Here is a 16,546-nt window from a genome sequence, read left to right as displayed (position 1 = left end):
AGCTTTCCTAGTCTGTACCCATAGCATCTGGGCGGGTCGCCATACGGCGTATTACCAATCACTTTTCTATTGATTGTTGTCAACAAGGCAACAATGTACATCACAGTCAATCGCAACGTCAGGGGTACACGAGCGGTCTGTGGTTACTATTCTGTATTCATTAAAACTGCCATAAGCATGGGGGCATCCAACGAAACCTTTAGTAAACGGGAAAAGGAAAAACAAAGACAGAAAAAGCAAAAAGACAAACAGGAAAAACGGGAAGAACGGAAGGCCGCTGGTGCCAGAGCACAGAGCTTTGACCAGATGCTGGCCTACGTAGATGAAAACGGCAACATATCGACAACGCCACCCGATCCTCGAAAAATGAGACCGGTCGATCAAGATAATATCCAGGTCAGCGTAGCCAAACAATCGGATCTGCCACAGGAAACGGTCAGACAGGGTATTGTTTCGTTCTTCAACTCGGCCAAGGGGTACGGGTTTATCCGCGATTTACAAACCCAGCAAAGCATCTTTGTTCACATAAATGGACTGGTCGATCCTGTCGGTGAGAACGATAAAGTCACGTTTGAACTTGAGTCAACGCCTAAAGGGCCCAGCGCCGTTCAGGTTAAAAAAGCGGTGGCGCCTAAGCCAGTCACGCAGCCACAGGCGGAAACAAGCGTCCAGTAAATTGACGGGCTTATTTACGAAACGGGCAGACGATCTGAGATCGTCTGCCCGTTTCGTACCAGTTCTTTTGTACTGACTAAACCACTACGTTCACAATCCGTTTCGGCACGACAACGACTTTCTTGGGCGATTTGCCTTCCAGCCATTTCTGCACTACGTCGTCGGCCAGTACCTCGCTCTCGATTTCTTTCGGCGCCCGGTCGACGGCGAAGTTCATCGTGGTACGCACTTTTCCGTTGATCTGAATCGGGTACTCGAACGAGTCTTCGACCAGGTAGTTCGGGTTGAATTTCGGGAAATCGGCTTTCGACAGCGTACCCGGTTCATTGCCCAGCGCAGCCCACAGTTCCTCAGTGATATGTGGCGCGTAAGGCGACAACAACAGCACCAGCTCCTGCAACACCGATTTCTTATGGCAGTTCAGACTAGTCAACTCATTGACACAGACCATGAACGCCGACACCGACGTATTGAACGAGTACGTTTCGATGTCGTTCTCCGCTTTCTGAATTGTCCGGTGCAGGATTTTCAGTTCAGCGGGTGTCGCTTGTTCTTCCCTCACAATCCACTGGCTTTCACTGGTAGCGCTGTCTTTGTAGAATAACCGCCAGAACTTCCGGATGAAGCGGTAGACGCCGTCGATGCCGTTGGTATTCCAAGGCTTGGCCTGTTCGAGCGGCCCGAGGAACATTTCGTACAGCCGCAGGACGTCAGCCCCGTAGCGCTCCACGATCATATCGGGGTTCACCACGTTGAACTTCGACTTCGACATCTTCTCGACAATAGGTGTTACCTCAATCTTATCCCGGCTAAGCTGCAAACTATCTGAGACCAGATATTCGTCCTCAATTAACTCAGGCGAAGCAATGGAATATTCATTAAATTTAGGATACCTTAACTTTAGATATTCTAGTGAGTCTTCTGTTAAATAATATCTGCCATCTTCGAACGTAACAAACTCTATGGGTATGTGAATTGGCTGCGCCAAACCTGATAGAGCAATTCCAAACATAGATAACCTACGCCCGTTACGCTCTGGGCGCCTACTTCTACCGCCACGAGACTGACGAACTTCAAGACCATAAGGGGCTAAGAAATAATTCCGCCATTCAACATCAGTTGGTTCGTTATCGCCAACGTCGTTAGGACTTAAAACTTCAACAAGCAGAGTAGCATACATACTTACCCCCTGAATCATGCCCTGGTTGATGAGCTTCTTGAACGGCTCCTCCTGTGGGACGTAACCCCGGTCTTTCAGGAATTTGTTCCAGAAGCGGCTGTACAGCAGGTGGCCCGTCGCGTGCTCGGTTCCGCCAATGTACAGGTCTACGTTCTGCCAGTAGTCGATGGCATCTTTGGACGCAAATTCACTGTCATTCTTCGGGTCCATGTAGCGGTACCAGTACCACGACGAACCCGCCCAGCCGGGCATGGTGCTCAGTTCGTAGTCGTACTGGCCTTTATACTTCCACCCCTCTGCGCGGCCCAGTGGGGGTTCGCCCGTTTCGGTCGGCAGGTATTTGTCAATAGCAGGCAATTCTAACGGCAGATCCTGCTCATCGATCAAATAAGGTAATAGTTGGCCATTACCATTGTCTTTAAAATACACCGGCACCGGCTCACCCCAGTAGCGCTGACGGCTGAATACGGCGTCGCGCATCCGGAAGTTGACCTTACCGCGACCCAGATTCCGCTCCTCCAGCCAGGCAATCAACGTAGCGGTGGCCTCTTTGTAGGTCATCCCGTTGACTATGCCTGAATTAATATAATGTCCTTCTTTTGTGTTATCAGCCTGCTGGTCGATATCTTTTTGCGCACCCAGCACCGGCACGATGGGCAGATCGAAATGTTTCGCAAAGCCCCAGTCGCGCTGATCGCCGGAGGGAACGGCCATGACCGCACCCGTCCCATAACCTGCCAGTACGTAGTCAGCCAGGTAAATAGGCACAGGTTCACCACTCAGCGGGTTGGTGCAGTAGCTGCCCGTAAAGACTCCCGACACATCCTTCACATCGGCCATCCGGTCCCGCTCCGAGCGCATTTTGGCTGCGTTAACATATGCCTCCACGGCTTCCCGCTGCGCCGGCGTGGTCAGGCTCGGTACCAGTTCATGTTCTGGTGCCAACACCATGAACGTTACGCCATAAATGGTGTCAACGCGGGTGGTGAAGACCTCTATAAAGGAGGAAAGAGACGAGGGAGAAGAGGAGTTACCGGACGAGTTTTCATTCTCCTCTCCTCCTCTACTGCTCTCCTCCTTTGTCAAAGGAAATTTCACACTAGCTCCGACTGATTTCCCGATCCAGTTCCGTTGTTGTTCTTTGATGGATTCGGTCCAGTCGATGGTGTCGAGGCCGGTGAGCAGACGATCGGCGTAGGCGGTGATCCGCATCATCCACTGCCGCATCAGCTTCTGCTCGACCGGGTAACCACCCCGCTCCGACACGCCATCTTTTACTTCATCGTTGGCCAGTACCGTACCCAGCGCCGGACACCAGTTTACGACCGCGTCGGCCAGAAAGGTCAGGCGGTATTTCAGCGTGATGGCATACTGCTCGGTTTCACTCAATGCGTTCCACTCGTCGGCGGTGAAGCTCGTTACGTCCTCATCGCTGACGGCCTGAACGCCCTTGGTTCCGTTTTCGGCAAACTTGGCGGTCAGCGTCTCGATGGGCTCGGCCTGGTTGGTTTCTTTGTTGTACCACGACCGGAACAACTCCATAAAAATCCACTGCGTCCACTTGTAGTAGGACGGATCCGACGTGCGTACCTCCCGCGACCAGTCATAACTGAAACCGATGTTTTTCAACTGCTCGATATAGCGCGCCAGGTTGGCTTCGGTCGTTACGGCCGGGTGCTGACCCGTCTGAATGGCATACTGCTCGGCGGGTAATCCGAACGAATCAAAACCCATTGGGTGCAGGACGTTATACCCTTTCAGCCGCTTGTACCGCGCCACAATATCCGACGCGATATAGCCCAGCGGGTGCCCCACGTGCAGCCCCGCCCCCGATGGGTACGGAAACATGTCGAGGACGTAATATTTCGGTTTGGTGGTTTCAGTTTCGGGGCGGTAGGTCTGGTGTTCATCCCAGAACTGCTGCCATTTCTGCTCGGTTTCGCGGTGGTTATATTCGGCCATGACGGAGTAAGTTGGAGCCATCATCAGGACAGCTCCACAAAATGAATTGCAAAAATAGCCGTTTACCAAGACTTTTGCCTAGTCCAATTCCGACAATGCCCCATGCCGCCCGCTGAATCCGTTCGCCATACATCCCGTCCTGCTTCCCCAGCGTATTGGACTCGGGCAACTGACTGGACCTGGCTGGCGCTACTGGCAGCACTAACGGCCGGGCTGGCGATCTGGGTTGTCGGCAAGTTCAGCCATCCGCTTTCTGACGGAAACGACACCGACCAGTTCGAATATGTGGGTTATTTCTTCGGCAAGAATCTCTCGTTCTGGCCCTTTCCTCGCCTTAACCTGATTAATAACCAGACCTTTTATCCCTACGGAACGAATAACGTATTTCTGGATTGGGGGTTTGAGCGGGATTACTGGTATACCTTCTGCAGTAAGTTATTTGGCGGCCCCGGCCCCTATCTCCAGCCGTATTACGTCTACAGCCTAACCATCACGGCAGTTGGCACGTACTGGCTGCTGCGTCCATTGTCAGGCTCACTACGCGCATTTTTGGCCGGGTTGATCCTATCCGTCTTTAATTTTTACGCGCTCTACAAATTTCCCGTTCACATGAACGTCTGCGTGGGGCACTGGACGGTTCTCTGCATCGTCGCTACGTACCGCCTGCTCTGGATGATGCTGCACCGACAGGCGGTTTCGCTGCCTTATGCGTTGGGCTGGGTTTGGCTGCACGTTCTGGTGTTAGGGCAGGAACTGGGCTACGTGGCAGGTTTCGCCCTTACGTTCACGACGTTGACAATCCCCGTGGCAGCCGTAGCGCTCTACCAATGGGGGAAGCTTTTGCCGAATTGGCGTCACGCTTTTGGTCACTACGTACATGAAGAATATCAGACGCGTAAGGCCGTAAGCTGGTTATTGCTTGGCTGTATTCTTTTTACCCTCTGGCTCTACGTACCGCTGACGCTCCAGATTGCGTTCACCGCCTGGCGGGCTGATTATGGCGCGGTCCCCGAAACCCGGGCGTGGTCGCACCCGGTGCGATTACTGCTCCCCTACCTGCCGGGTCTGGACTCGTTTGCCATGTCCTATCAGCACTGGCTGCACGATACGTTCGAGAGCTATGGCCAGGGTAGTCCGGGGCTGTACCTGGTTGTTCTGGGAGCTGTGGGCCTATGGCAGACGCACCGTAGTGTACTGCTGTGGCTACCCGTCGTGCTGATGCTCCTGCTATGCCTGTCTTATCACCCCATTTTGTTCCCGACGCTCAAACTGTTTCCCTGGTTTAGCTTCAACCGGCACGGCGGCCGCGCCAGTTTGATTTATCCAGTTCTGTTCACGCTGCTGGCTCTGCCCGTTCGCTGGTCAGACAGTCGAAACGCTCGCTGGGCGGTCTGTTGTTTGGGGCTGCTTATGCTGACGGAGTGGACTCACGGGCTCCGAACCCGCCTGCAGATTCCACTCGATACAGTGAGCGACGATGTGTTACGTTACTGCGCCACGATCCGGCGGCAACCTGGAGTAGCTGTGCTCGACTTCCCATTCTGCACCGTTGGGGCCGATGGTGTTGGTGCTCCCGAAGGACTTTGCCCGTACTATGATCAGCAAAACGCAATTTTTACCTTCCGGCGATTTTACGACAAGAGTGGCGTAGGGCAGTATTTCGGGCGGCTGCCACCGGCTGAGATCCAGCCGTTCCTGCGCGACGGCTGGCCCCGCCTGCTTGCACCCGGCCGAACATTTACGGCTCAGGACTGGCAGTTTCTGGATCGTTTTCTACGGCAGAACGACTTTGCAGGTATCAACTTGTATCCAGATTTACTGACACCCGCGCAACTCGCCGGTTTCTACCAGCGCTACGGCCCGCCCATTGCCGAAACGCGCTTTCCGGCGGCCGGGCGTGTGGTCTTTATTCCAGTACACTCCAAAGCGTCTACCGGCAACAACTAGTCGATCACCAGCGCAACATCGGTCAGACCCTATGGCCGAAAAAGGCAACGAATCAGCTCTTATCCGGCCTACTCCTCGGGGGTAAGGTAGCTAGTAAGTTTTCATTTTACCATTCCTTCTCCCTATCTTTGGCACCGGATAGTTATGGAAAGCGGCACTTATTCGTGCCGCTTTCCATAACTAAATTAATCTATTTATTCTATAGAGTTCAAACACTATGCAATCTGACGACATAGTGCCGTCCGCTTCGGCAGCCAGTCCGACGGTAGTAGATGGGCTTCCAATTGACCTGAACGGTTTAACGATCAACATACAGGGCGATTCGGAGCAGGCTAAAAAACAGGTCGAGGTCCTCCGGAAAACTTTTCCTGACGCGACTGTTAATGCTTCAAGTCCACATCTGATCTTACGTCGCCGGACGCGTACGGAGATTGCCATTTACGTTTTCGCGGCCCTCGCCCTAATGGTCGTCGGGCACTGGCTGTTCAGTTATTTCACGCTGGACGAACTGACGTTACTGGCCGGCTCAATCAACATTACACCTGATATTTTCTACTTCATCATGGCGGGTTTTGTCGCCCAGATGATCGACGGAGCGCTTGGAATGGCTTATGGCGTTACGGCCACTACGTTTCTCACCAGTGTAGGAATCAGTCCGGTGTTTGCTACGGCCAGCGTTCACAGTTCGGAGATATTTACCTCGGGGGTATCGGGTTATATGCACCTGAAGTTCGGGAACATTAACAGTCGTCTGTTTAAGGCTGTTCTGATTCCGGGCGTAATTGGTGCCGCCCTGGGTGCTTACCTGATCACTTCGCTATCGGATCTGGAGATTATCTCCAAATACCTGAATCCCATTATTTCGGTTTATACCGCTATTCTGGGCGTTCTGATTCTGAAGAAAGCGCTGACGAAACAGAAGAAAAAAACGCCCGTCCGGCGGATTGGCCTACTGGCCTGGTTCGGCGGATTTGTCGACGCCATCGGCGGGGGCGGCTGGGGCCCTATTGTTAACTCAACCCTGATTGCCGCCGGCCGGCACCCACGGTATACCATCGGATCCGTTAACCTGGCCGAATTTTTTGTGTCCTTTGCCAGCTCGGTTGTTTTTGCCCTCTTTGCCGGCTTGGACAATTACGGCCTTGTCATCCTGGGACTGATTCTGGGTGGGATGATTGCCGCACCGATTGCTGCGCTCCTCTCCAGCCGACTCCCCATCAAAACGATGATGGTATTGGTCGGAATCGTCATTATCATCGTAAGTTTGCGCAAGATCATTTTGTTTTTTTAGCGACAAAAGATGATAGACATAAAAAGATAGATACCTGCTGATTCAGTGGAAGTCTTTCCTGCTAACCGTCTTTCCTCTAACGTCTTTTCTCTTTATTCTGATGAAGAAACAGACCAAAGCCATCCGGATTCAGACGAAAAAATCGTCGAACCGCGAACACTCTGTACCGCTTTATTTGACCTCCAGTTTCGCGTTTGAAAGCGCAGAGCAGGGCAAAGCTTTATTTGAAGAGACCGAAGAAGGAAATATCTATTCCCGGTTTTCGAACCCGAACGTAACGGAGTTTGTCGAGAAAGTTTGCATGCTGGAAAATGCCGAAGATGGTATTGCCACGGGTACGGGTATGGCGGCCGTTTTCGCCAGCATGGCGGGTTTGCTGAAATCGGGGGATCACATTGTTGCCTGCCGGGCCTTGTTTGGTTCTGCGCACCAGATCATCACGCAGATCCTGAGCAAGTGGGGCATCACACATACCTACGTCGATGCAACCGCAACCGAAGCGGAGTGGGAAGAAGCGATAAAAGCGAACCCCACCACCGGAACGCCGGCCGCCCGCATGGTGTACCTGGAAACACCCTCAAATCCTGGCCTCGAACTGGTTGACCTGACGATGCTGGCCCGGCTGAAAGCCAAGTACCACTTTATTCTAAACGTCGATAACTGCTTCGCGACGCCAATTTTGCAAACGCCGATTGACCTTGGTGCTGACCTGTCAATTCACTCAGCCACTAAGTTCATGGACGGCCAGGGTCGTGTGCTGGGAGGTATTGTGGTTGGATCGAAGGAGCTGATCCAGCCGATTCGGTTCTTTGCCCGGCATACCGGTCCATCACTGTCGCCGTTCAACGCCTGGGTCTTGTCGAAAAGCCTGGAAACGCTGGAACTCCGCATGGAACGCCACTGCCGCAATGCGCAGCAATTGGCTGAAGCGCTGGAAGCCCTGCCCGACGTTGATCGGGTACTTTACCCGTTCCTCCCCTCGCACCCGCAATATGAGCTGGCCAAACAGCAGATGAGCGCGGGTGGTGCCATTGTCACCATCGAACTGGCGGGTGGTTTCGAGCGGGTCAATGCGTTCTTCGACGCCCTGCAGATTCCAACGCTGTCGTCGAATCTTGGCGACTCGCGGACAATTGTCACGAACCCAAACACCACGACGCACGCCAAGCTGAAACCCGAGGAGAAAGCAGCCCTCGGCATTACGCCCGGCCTGATCCGGATTTCGGTGGGTCTGGAATCCATCGACGACTTGATCGAAGACTTCACGCAGGCTATCGAAAAGTCGGCCGACGTGGTAGCGGCCGACGTGGTAGCGGCCGACGTGGTAACGGCCGACGTAGTGAAAGAGAATGTAGCCTAGAAGTTTGTTATCTTCACCAATCAACGTCAATACGATGAAAACACTGACAATCAACTTACCGGATAGTATCGATATTAATCAGGAACGTCGGTTTTTGGCTATCGACTGGTATAGACTTGGAAAGCTGTCGGCTGTACAAGCAGCTGACGTAGCTGGTGTCAGTGTTTCTATTTTTCTGTCTATAGCCGAACCACTGACTAAAGAAGATCAACTACTAAAAAAAATGGCACGGTCGGCTGTTACAGATTTCAACAGGACGGCTTTGGAACAGGCAAGTCGGCAGAAAAAGCTTGATTGGAGTAAGTTGGATCAATTAGCAGATGATGTTTCTATTGACGGTGACACGGAAAAATTACTGGCTCAGATTGGTAAATGATTTATCTGCTTGACACGAATATCATTCTGCTGAATCTACAGAAAAAGCCTGTTGCCTATCAAATTCGGGAAGAACTGAAGTTGACAGACGAAACTAACACGTCGTATGTATCTGTGGTGACAGTTGGCGAAATGTTATCGCTGGCTTTTCAGAATAAATGGGGAGAGCAACGAGTAACAAACCTGAAAACATACTTAAATAGTTTTGTTACGCTTGATATCAATGTTGAAACGGTAATAAATCGTTATGCCGAGATAGACGCGTATAGCCAGAATCGGTTAGCTGATCGTCCAATGGGTACATCGGCGCGAAATATGGGAAAGAATGATCTGTGGATTGCAGCGACTGCTTCTGTTTTAGGAGCTACTCTCGTAACAACAGACAAAGATTTCTCCCATTTGAATGAGCAGTATCTTATAGTTAAACAATATCCTTTTGCGTTGATTTCTGCCATGCGTCTTGGTCATATCTTTTTCTTTTTACTTCTGACCCTAACCGCGTCCTGGGCGCAGAAGAAACCCTTGCGGGTAGGGGTCGCCGGGCTGGTGCATTCGCACGTGCATCAGGTGCTGAATACAATTGGTAAGTCAGGCGATATTGAAGTAGTAGGCATCGCAGAGCCAAACCGTGAGCTGGCCGAGCGTTTCGCCAAGCGGCATAACTTCCCGATGAGTCTGGTTTACCCAACGGTGGCCGAGATGATTGCCAAGACGAAGCCTGAGGCCGTCATGGATTACAGCCGGATTGTGGACCACCGCAGGACGATTGAGGTGTGTGCCCCGGCGGGTATTCACGTCATGGTCGAAAAACCGTTGGCAACGACGTATACCGATGCGAAAGCCATGGCTGCGCTGGCCCGAAAGCATAATGTCCAACTATTAACGAACTACGAAACGACCTGGTACGGTAGTAACCACAGGGCTTATGCGATTGCCAACACGGATAAATCCATTGGTGATCTACGTAAAATTGTGGTTCATGATGGACACGAAGGGCCAAAAGAGATCAACGTCGACCCGGAATTTCTGGCCTGGCTGACCGATCCGGTTGCTAACGGGGCGGGAGCATTGTTTGACTTTGGCTGCTACGGGGCGAATCTGTCGACCTGGCTCCTGCACAACCAGCGGCCCACCTCAGTCCTGGCCGTAACGCAGCAGATCAAGCCTGATATTTACCCGAAAGTCGACGACGAAGGAACAATCATTCTGACGTATCCCAAGACGCAGACGATCATTCAGGCATCGTGGAACTGGCCGTTCAGTCGGAAGGACATGGCGATTTACGGTCGCACGGGTTACGTAACGACCATCGACGGCACACGGATGCGCGAACGACTGACCGGAGAGAAAGCCGAGCACGAGCTACAGGCCAATCCCTCGGATGCCCCAGCCACCAACCCGTTTACGTATCTGGCTCAGCTGCTGCGGGGTGAAACCAAACCCGATGAATTAACGTCATTAGAAAATAACCTGATTGTCGTGGAAATCCTTGACGCAGCCCGGCAATCAGCGAAAACGGGAAAGGCAATTCAATTGGATTGAGTCTTTGTCATGCTGACGAAGGAAGCATCTTCGGAAAGTATGTGTAGTCCTTGACAGTGGCTGTTTAGCGAAGATGCTTCCTTCGTCAGCATGACAAAAAACAGTGGTATGCTAGTAGAACCAACCAACCACACGCGGGAAAGTCTGACCGACTTGTTGGCAGGACTGTCGGAGGTCGATGCCCTGCGTCGACTGGCCGAACTCTTTCCGGATCAGGTCGTTTTCTCGACCAGTCTGGGGTACGAAGATCAGGTCATTACCGACATGATTCTGGACAACGACATCCCCATTCGCATCTTCACACTGGATACGGGCCGGATGTTTGCCGAGACGTATTCGGTCTGGAAAAAGACCAACGATCGCTACGGAAGCAAAATCGAAACCTACTTTCCCGACCGTCTGGCCGAAGAAAAGCTGATGACCGAAAAAGGGCCGTACAGCTTCTACGATTCGGTCGAAAACCGGAAAGAGTGCTGCGGCATTCGTAAGGTTGAACCGCTGAACCGCGCCTTGGCCGGACAGAAAATCTGGATTACGGGCATTCGCGCTGAGCAGTCACCTAATCGCCAGACGATGACTCAGGTTGAGCGCGACGACGCCCACGATCTGTTTAAATTTCACCCCCTGATGAACTGGACCTTCGATCAGGTGAAACAGTACGTCAGCGACAACCACGTTCCCTACAATCCGCTCCACGACCGGGGCTTTGTCAGCATTGGCTGCCAGCCCTGTACCCGGGCGATCCAGCCGGGCGAAGATTTCCGGGCCGGTCGCTGGTGGTGGGAAGACAACTCGAAAAAAGAATGCGGGCTACACACCCACGAGGAAGCGTTCAAACCATAATAAAGAGCGAGAGAGTGAAAGAGCGAAAGAGCGTTTTTCAGTGCAGCTAGCTTTCACTCTTTCGCTCTTTCGCTCTTTCACTCATTCACTCTTTTATCATGGATTATTTAGATCAACTTGAGTCCGAAGCGATTCACATCATGCGGGAGGTGGCCGGACAGTTTGAGCGGCCCGCCCTCCTGTTTTCGGGTGGGAAGGATTCCATTACGCTTGTTCATCTGGCACTAAAGGCGTTCAGACCAGGTAAATTTCCGTTTCCGCTGGTCCACATCGACACGGGCCACAATTTCCAGGAAGCACTTGATTACCGGGACAACCTGGCCGAGCGGATTGGCGAAAAACTCATCGTCCGTTACGTTGAGGACACCATCCGGGAGAAAAAGCTGAAGGAACCAACCGGCCGCAATGCCACCCGGAACGGACTGCAAACGTTCACGCTGCTTGATACCATCGAAGAGTTTGAATTCGATGCCTGTATTGGTGGTGCACGTCGCGACGAAGAGAAAGCTCGCGCCAAGGAACGCGTGTTCTCAGTACGTGACGAGTTTGGCTCCTGGGATCCCAAGCGTCAGCGCCCCGAACTCTGGAACCTATACAACGGTCGGATTCACAAAGGCGAGAACGTCCGGGTCTTTCCGATCTCGAACTGGACCGAACTCGACGTTTGGAATTACATCCGTCGGGAAAAAATCGAATTACCTAGTATCTACTTTGCTCACGAGCGCGAACTGCTGATTCGGGATGGCAAACTGATGGCCACGGCCAAAGGGGTTATTCAACCCGAAGCCGACGACCGGCTGGTTACGCGTCGGGTTCGTTTCCGCACTGTTGGCGATATTTCCTGCACGGCTGCGTCCGAGTCGCAGGCCGATACACTTGATGCGGTAATCGACGAAATTCAGGCGACGCGCATTTCTGAACGGGGCGAAACTCGCATGGATGATCAACTGTCCGAAGCGGCTATGGAAGACCGGAAAAAGGGAGGCTATTTTTAATCAGTAGCGCTAAAGTCAATGGCTGTCACTGACTTTGGCTCGTTCGAGAAATATCTACGCGAGCAGCGAATTTTTGATCAGTTTGGCTTCTCTCAAATTGGCGTATTTGGTTCGTTCGTGCGGGGAGAATCGTTTCGGGACATTGACCTATTGATCGACGAGCCGATTTCGTATCAGCAGTTAATCGCTTTACGCGACAGGTTGCAAAATGACTTGCCCTATCCAGTGGATGTGATGTTGCGCGATTACGCCGAACCTATAATTCTGAGTCGCGCCTTATCCGACGTTCGTTATGCCACCCGCGCCTAAAACGAACCTCGTCTATTGCTTACGTATTCCGGAGGCTCTTGAAAAAGTAGAGCTATACGTCAAAGGATACGATGACCCGTTTGCCTTTTTTAATGCCAATGACCAGAAGAATTTTAACGCTTGCTTGCTACAATTACTGCACATAGGCGAACAAGTTAATCGGCTCGGCGAACGAACTCGGCAACTAGCACCAGCAATTCCATGGCTGGATATCAAAGGGCTTCGTAATTTGATTGCTCATGATTACGTTGGTGTTGATAAATTTATCGTTTTCAATACCATTCGCATTAGTCTACCCGTGTTCAAGCAACAGTTAGAACAGCTTATTCGGGACGGCTTGATAACTGGCGCATTTGCGCTGACGGATTATAACCTGTCGAAAGAAAGTAATTTCTATCGACATATAGATTTTTCCAGTATTCACTAAATGGACTTACTCCGCTTTATAACCGCCGGTTCGGTTGACGACGGCAAAAGCACGCTTATCGGGCGGCTTCTCTACGACTCTAAATCCATCCTGGCCGACCAACTCGAAGCCATTGAGCGCGCCAGCAAAAGCCGCGATGACGGTGAAATTGACCTGGCCCTGCTCACCGACGGGCTCCGTTCGGAACGTGAACAGGGTATTACTATCGACGTAGCGTACCGGTATTTCCAGACGCCTGTCCGTAAGTTTATCATCGTTGACGCGCCAGGGCATATTCAGTACACCCGTAACATGGTGACAGGTGCCTCGAATTGCCAGCTTGCTATCGTCCTGGTTGACGCCCGGCACGGAGTAGTGGAGCAGACCCGTCGCCATTCGCTGATTGCCAGCCTGCTGGGTATTCCGCACATTGTGGTGGCGGTCAACAAAATGGACTTGGTCGATTATTCGCAGAACGTTTTCTCGGATATCTGCATTCAGTACGCTGATCTGGCGAAGAAACTGAACGTTGAGCAGGTGACCTACATCCCAATGTCGGCCTTGAACGGCGACAATGTAGTAGACAAGTCCGCGTCCATGCCCTGGTATGAAGGCCCAACGATGCTGGAGCATCTGGAGACCATTGAGCTGACTAACGATCTGGGCGTTCAACTACCCGGACGTTTCCCGGTTCAGTACGTTATCCGTCCTCAGACGGTCGATCTGCACGACTACCGGGGCTATGCCGGAAAGATTACCAGTGGTACGTTTCGCAAAGGCGACGCCATTACGGTGCTGCCTTCCGGCGAAAGTTCGACCATCGACGCCATTGAAATTGCGGGTACGCACCTCGACGAAGCCGAAGCCCCTCAGTCGGTCGTGCTACACCTCTCGAGCGATGTCGATATCAGCCGGGGGGATCTCATCGTGCGTTCCGACGCGCTGCCTACCAGCAGCCAGACCGTCGAAGCCATGCTGTGCTGGATGGACACGAAGGAGTTTAAAGTTGGTAACAAATACGTGCTGCAGGTTGGGATGGCCCGTACCCGTTGCTCCGTCCGGGAGATTGCCTATCAGCTCAATGTCAATACGTACGAAGAAACCGAAGACGTTGACAGTCTCAAACTGAATGATATGGCGAAGATCGTCCTGCGTACGGCCCAGCCCATCAGCTTCGATTCGTATCAGCAGAACCGGGCTACCGGGGGGGCTATTTTGATCGACGAAACCAGTAACGTAACGGTCGGCGCTCTGATGCTCATCGGCGAAGCATAAGCCGTTTTTTCGGTATATTTGGGTAAAATCCACCAGACTATGACCGAACTAGCCGCACAATTATTGGAATCGCCTAAGGCTCCGCAAATCATCCGGCAGGTGCAGGCGATTCTCAACGACGAACAAAAACGCCGACAGGCATTTTACGAGTGGATGGACGACGATATGAAAGCCGAGTTTATCAACGGCGAAGTTGTCGTCCATTCACCCGCTTTAGAGAAACATAATGCTGCCGTCCTACGCTTAGGAATGCTTCTTAGTGCCTTCGTCGATGCACAGGAAATAGGTATGGTTCGTGTTGAAAAAGCCCTCGTCGAACTGACCCGTAACAGCTACGAACCGGACATCTGCTATTTTGGCTCCGCTAAAGCCGCTGCGATCCAGCCCGATCAACTGTATTATCCCGCTCCCGACCTGGTCGTGGAGGTGCTTTCTAAAAGTACCCAGAAAAATGATCGCGAGGTGAAGTTTGAAGATTATGCCGCTCACGGCGTAATGGAGTACTGGCTGGTCGACCCAACCCGTCAGACAATCGAAACGTTTATCATCGACACCGATACTGAAGCCTACGCAGCGACTGGTCATTTTAGCATTGGGCAGTCGGTCAGCAGCCAGCAGGTACCCGGATTCACGATTCCCGTCAAGGCCGTTTTTGACTCTAGTGCCAATGTCGCTGCGCTTCGGTCTTTACTGGCGTCTTAGGCCTTCTGGACGAATCACAGGCCATTATTTTCTTGAATTTTCGACGGCTGAAAAGCACTGCCTTTGTCCGTTCGATTTGAAAACCGGATCTCTTTGGGGCTTCGGTTTTTTGCTAGTAAGCATCTCACCGAAACCATTACCTCCTGGGCTTAGTTGTTTTGGTGGCGACTAATTCATCGTTTACAGGAATCATGCAAGGCAACACAGGTACCATACGGCTCTGGGTTCACCTGCTGGGTAGCTTTTTAACTGCCTGGTTACTTGCTCTATTGCCTGGAAAAACCGATTCCCGACCAGTTGAAGATCGGCAGTACTTCGTTGCCAGTCTAACCGAGCAGGACGACGGAACCGATCAGTCAACCTGCTCAGCGGCCTTGTTGGCCCACACTCCCGCAGCCTGTGTTAGTTCCTGGCCAGGAGCATCGCCGTCGCTCGCTTTCTTGCCGCAGCCCCTTGCCGCTTTTAGCAGTAATTTCCTTTGTCTGCTCAACCGGCCTCTGCAGGCTTCCTTTTTCTCGTTCAGTTTTATAAGGCAGATTTTCCGCTACCAGATTGCGATTAATGCCCCCTGATTTTAGTCCTGTCGTTAAGGTTACCTGTCTGTCGTTTACTTAATTAGCTATCACTCATTTCCAGCCTAGTTAAGTCCGGCTTATTCAGGTCGATGCTGGCTTCCGATCACGTTGCCAGTTTCTTGTCTTTCTATCATTCTCCTCAAACGTGACTGGTAACATTGACTTGTTACGCACGTCTATATCTCATTTACGACAGTATATGGTTACGCAAGCTATTGCTCCAACAAAATCACAAACCTGGATACGTTTAGCCAAAGATGTAGGGTTCTTAAGCGCCGGGGTTCTCTGCGCCGGCATGGGCCTAAAAGGCTTTCTTCTACCGAATAACTTTCTGGATGGCGGTGCTATGGGTATTTCGCTGCTGATCGAAATAACGACCGGCATCAACCTGGCCATTCTGATCGTGCTGGTCAACATTCCGTTCATCTGGATGGGCTACCGGCAGATCTCGCCGGGTTTTGCTGCCCGTACTATTTTCTCCATTAGCCTGCTGGCGGTCTGTCTGGTACTGGTTCCTTACCCGACCATTACGTCCGACAAGCTTCTGATCTCCGTCTTTGGCGGTTTCTTTCTGGGGGCGGGTATCGGGCTGGCCATTCGGGGCGGGGGCGTCCTGGATGGTACTGAAGTGCTGGCGATTTACATTAGCCGCCGATCGGCATTGTCCGTGGGTGACGTCATTATGCTGATCAATGTGCTGATTTTTGGCTCGGCGGCCCTGCTGATTAACGTCGAAACGGCGCTCTACGCCATGCTGACGTACCTGGCCGCATCTAAAACAATTGATTTTCTGATTCATGGTATCGAAGAATACACAACCATGCTGATTATCTCGGATGAGCACGAAGCCATCCGCCAGATGATTACCGAAGAAATGGGTCGGGGCGTTACGGTTCTAAAAGGCGAAAAAGGGTACGGCAAACGCGGTCTGCGTCAGAATGATACGAATGTGCTTTACACCGTGGTCACCCGACTGGAAGTAGCCCGGCTGAAAGATCGCGTTGACCAGATCGACCCTAAAGCATTTATTATTAATCACGGCATCGACGATGCGAAAGGAGGCATGGTCAAGAACCGGCCGCTGCATTAGCGGTTGTCATTTCACAGAA

Annotated in this window: 15 protein-coding genes and 1 pseudogene; 15 read left to right on the top strand and 1 reads right to left on the bottom strand. The window is 52.1% G+C overall.

What is annotated here, in order from left to right; genetic code table 11:
* Positions 1-177: 177 nt before the first annotated feature.
* Complete coding sequence (locus HU175_RS14090; RefSeq protein WP_176567206.1) at positions 178-675, top strand: cold-shock protein; 498 nt, start codon at positions 178-180, stop codon at positions 673-675.
* A gap of 76 nt (positions 676-751) precedes the next feature.
* On the opposite strand, the gene HU175_RS24835 is transcribed toward HU175_RS14090, so the two are convergent.
* Complete coding sequence (locus HU175_RS24835; RefSeq protein WP_176567205.1) at positions 752-3,817, bottom strand: leucine--tRNA ligase; 3,066 nt, start codon at positions 3,815-3,817, stop codon at positions 752-754.
* Between the two features lie 102 nt (positions 3,818-3,919).
* Between HU175_RS24835 and HU175_RS14080 the strand changes: the two genes are divergently transcribed.
* The 14 genes and pseudogenes from HU175_RS14080 to HU175_RS14020 all read left to right on the top strand — a co-directional run bounded on the left by HU175_RS14080 (position 3,920) and on the right by HU175_RS14020 (position 16,527).
* Entirely contained in the window at positions 3,920-5,764 is a 1,845-nt protein-coding gene (locus HU175_RS14080; protein ID WP_228724161.1) for a hypothetical protein, read from the top strand.
* A gap of 217 nt (positions 5,765-5,981) precedes the next feature.
* On the top strand, positions 5,982-7,055 hold the full coding sequence (locus HU175_RS14075) for a sulfite exporter TauE/SafE family protein (protein WP_176567204.1): 1,074 nt from the start codon (positions 5,982-5,984) through the stop codon (positions 7,053-7,055).
* A 100-nt stretch (positions 7,056-7,155) separates the two neighbouring features.
* Positions 7,156-8,415: a trans-sulfuration enzyme family protein gene (locus HU175_RS14070; RefSeq protein WP_176567203.1), complete on the top strand. Its 1,260-nt coding sequence runs from the start codon at positions 7,156-7,158 to the stop codon at positions 8,413-8,415.
* A 34-nt stretch (positions 8,416-8,449) separates the two neighbouring features.
* Positions 8,450-8,791, top strand: a complete 342-nt coding sequence (locus tag HU175_RS14065; protein WP_176567202.1) for a hypothetical protein — start codon at positions 8,450-8,452, stop codon at positions 8,789-8,791.
* Positions 8,788-9,183: pseudogene (locus HU175_RS24830) on the top strand (type II toxin-antitoxin system VapC family toxin); the annotation flags it as partial. The gene HU175_RS14065 and the pseudogene HU175_RS24830, both read left to right, overlap by 4 nt.
* Before the next feature lie 60 nt (positions 9,184-9,243).
* Complete coding sequence (locus HU175_RS14060) at positions 9,244-10,332, top strand: Gfo/Idh/MocA family protein (protein ID WP_228724425.1); 1,089 nt, start codon at positions 9,244-9,246, stop codon at positions 10,330-10,332.
* Positions 10,333-10,440: 108 nt separating this feature from the next.
* A complete protein-coding gene (locus tag HU175_RS14055) occupies positions 10,441-11,175 on the top strand; it encodes a phosphoadenylyl-sulfate reductase (RefSeq protein ID WP_176567200.1) in 735 nt (244 codons plus the stop codon).
* Between the two features lie 98 nt (positions 11,176-11,273).
* Complete coding sequence (gene cysD, locus HU175_RS14050) at positions 11,274-12,170, top strand: sulfate adenylyltransferase subunit CysD (protein ID WP_176567199.1); 897 nt, start codon at positions 11,274-11,276, stop codon at positions 12,168-12,170.
* A gap of 18 nt (positions 12,171-12,188) precedes the next feature.
* Positions 12,189-12,479, top strand: a complete 291-nt coding sequence (locus HU175_RS14045) for a nucleotidyltransferase family protein (RefSeq protein ID WP_176567198.1) — start codon at positions 12,189-12,191, stop codon at positions 12,477-12,479.
* Positions 12,463-12,906 (top strand): DUF86 domain-containing protein, encoded by a 444-nt coding sequence (locus HU175_RS14040; protein WP_176567197.1) that lies wholly within the window; start codon positions 12,463-12,465, stop codon positions 12,904-12,906. The genes HU175_RS14045 and HU175_RS14040 overlap by 17 nt, the downstream gene beginning before the upstream one ends.
* Complete coding sequence (locus HU175_RS14035; protein WP_176567196.1) at positions 12,907-14,160, top strand: sulfate adenylyltransferase subunit 1; 1,254 nt, start codon at positions 12,907-12,909, stop codon at positions 14,158-14,160.
* A gap of 39 nt (positions 14,161-14,199) precedes the next feature.
* Positions 14,200-14,862 carry a Uma2 family endonuclease gene (locus HU175_RS14030; protein ID WP_176567195.1) on the top strand — a complete coding sequence of 221 codons (663 nt, stop codon included), beginning with the start codon at positions 14,200-14,202 and terminating at the stop codon, positions 14,860-14,862.
* A gap of 191 nt (positions 14,863-15,053) precedes the next feature.
* Positions 15,054-15,434 (top strand): hypothetical protein, encoded by a 381-nt coding sequence (locus tag HU175_RS14025; RefSeq protein ID WP_176567194.1) that lies wholly within the window; start codon positions 15,054-15,056, stop codon positions 15,432-15,434.
* A gap of 202 nt (positions 15,435-15,636) precedes the next feature.
* A complete protein-coding gene (locus HU175_RS14020; RefSeq protein ID WP_176567193.1) occupies positions 15,637-16,527 on the top strand; it encodes a YitT family protein in 891 nt (296 codons plus the stop codon).
* Positions 16,528-16,546 lie beyond the last annotated feature (19 nt).

Origin of the sequence: Spirosoma sp. KUDC1026 (assembly GCF_013375035.1) — a bacterium.
Taxonomy (GTDB): Bacteria; Bacteroidota; Bacteroidia; order Cytophagales; family Spirosomataceae; genus Spirosoma.
This window is presented reverse-complemented; position numbering and strand designations above follow the sequence as displayed.

Coding starts and splice junctions, on each gene's coding strand:
- HU175_RS14080 (WP_228724161.1), top strand. CDS start 3,920: ATGCCGCCCGCTGAATCCGTTCGCCATACATCCCGTCCTGCTTCCCCA.
- HU175_RS14025 (WP_176567194.1), top strand. CDS start 15,054: ATGCAAGGCAACACAGGTACCATACGGCTCTGGGTTCACCTGCTGGGT.
- HU175_RS14040 (WP_176567197.1), top strand. CDS start 12,463: ATGCCACCCGCGCCTAAAACGAACCTCGTCTATTGCTTACGTATTCCG.
- HU175_RS14065 (WP_176567202.1), top strand. CDS start 8,450: ATGAAAACACTGACAATCAACTTACCGGATAGTATCGATATTAATCAG.
- HU175_RS14055 (WP_176567200.1), top strand. CDS start 10,441: ATGCTAGTAGAACCAACCAACCACACGCGGGAAAGTCTGACCGACTTG.
- HU175_RS14035 (WP_176567196.1), top strand. CDS start 12,907: ATGGACTTACTCCGCTTTATAACCGCCGGTTCGGTTGACGACGGCAAA.
- cysD (WP_176567199.1), top strand. CDS start 11,274: ATGGATTATTTAGATCAACTTGAGTCCGAAGCGATTCACATCATGCGG.
- HU175_RS14060 (WP_228724425.1), top strand. CDS start 9,244: ATGCGTCTTGGTCATATCTTTTTCTTTTTACTTCTGACCCTAACCGCG.
- HU175_RS14075 (WP_176567204.1), top strand. CDS start 5,982: ATGCAATCTGACGACATAGTGCCGTCCGCTTCGGCAGCCAGTCCGACG.
- HU175_RS14090 (WP_176567206.1), top strand. CDS start 178: ATGGGGGCATCCAACGAAACCTTTAGTAAACGGGAAAAGGAAAAACAA.
- HU175_RS14020 (WP_176567193.1), top strand. CDS start 15,637: ATGGTTACGCAAGCTATTGCTCCAACAAAATCACAAACCTGGATACGT.
- HU175_RS14045 (WP_176567198.1), top strand. CDS start 12,189: ATGGCTGTCACTGACTTTGGCTCGTTCGAGAAATATCTACGCGAGCAG.
- HU175_RS24835 (WP_176567205.1), bottom strand. CDS start 3,817: ATGGCCGAATATAACCACCGCGAAACCGAGCAGAAATGGCAGCAGTTC.
- HU175_RS14030 (WP_176567195.1), top strand. CDS start 14,200: ATGACCGAACTAGCCGCACAATTATTGGAATCGCCTAAGGCTCCGCAA.
- HU175_RS14070 (WP_176567203.1), top strand. CDS start 7,156: ATGAAGAAACAGACCAAAGCCATCCGGATTCAGACGAAAAAATCGTCG.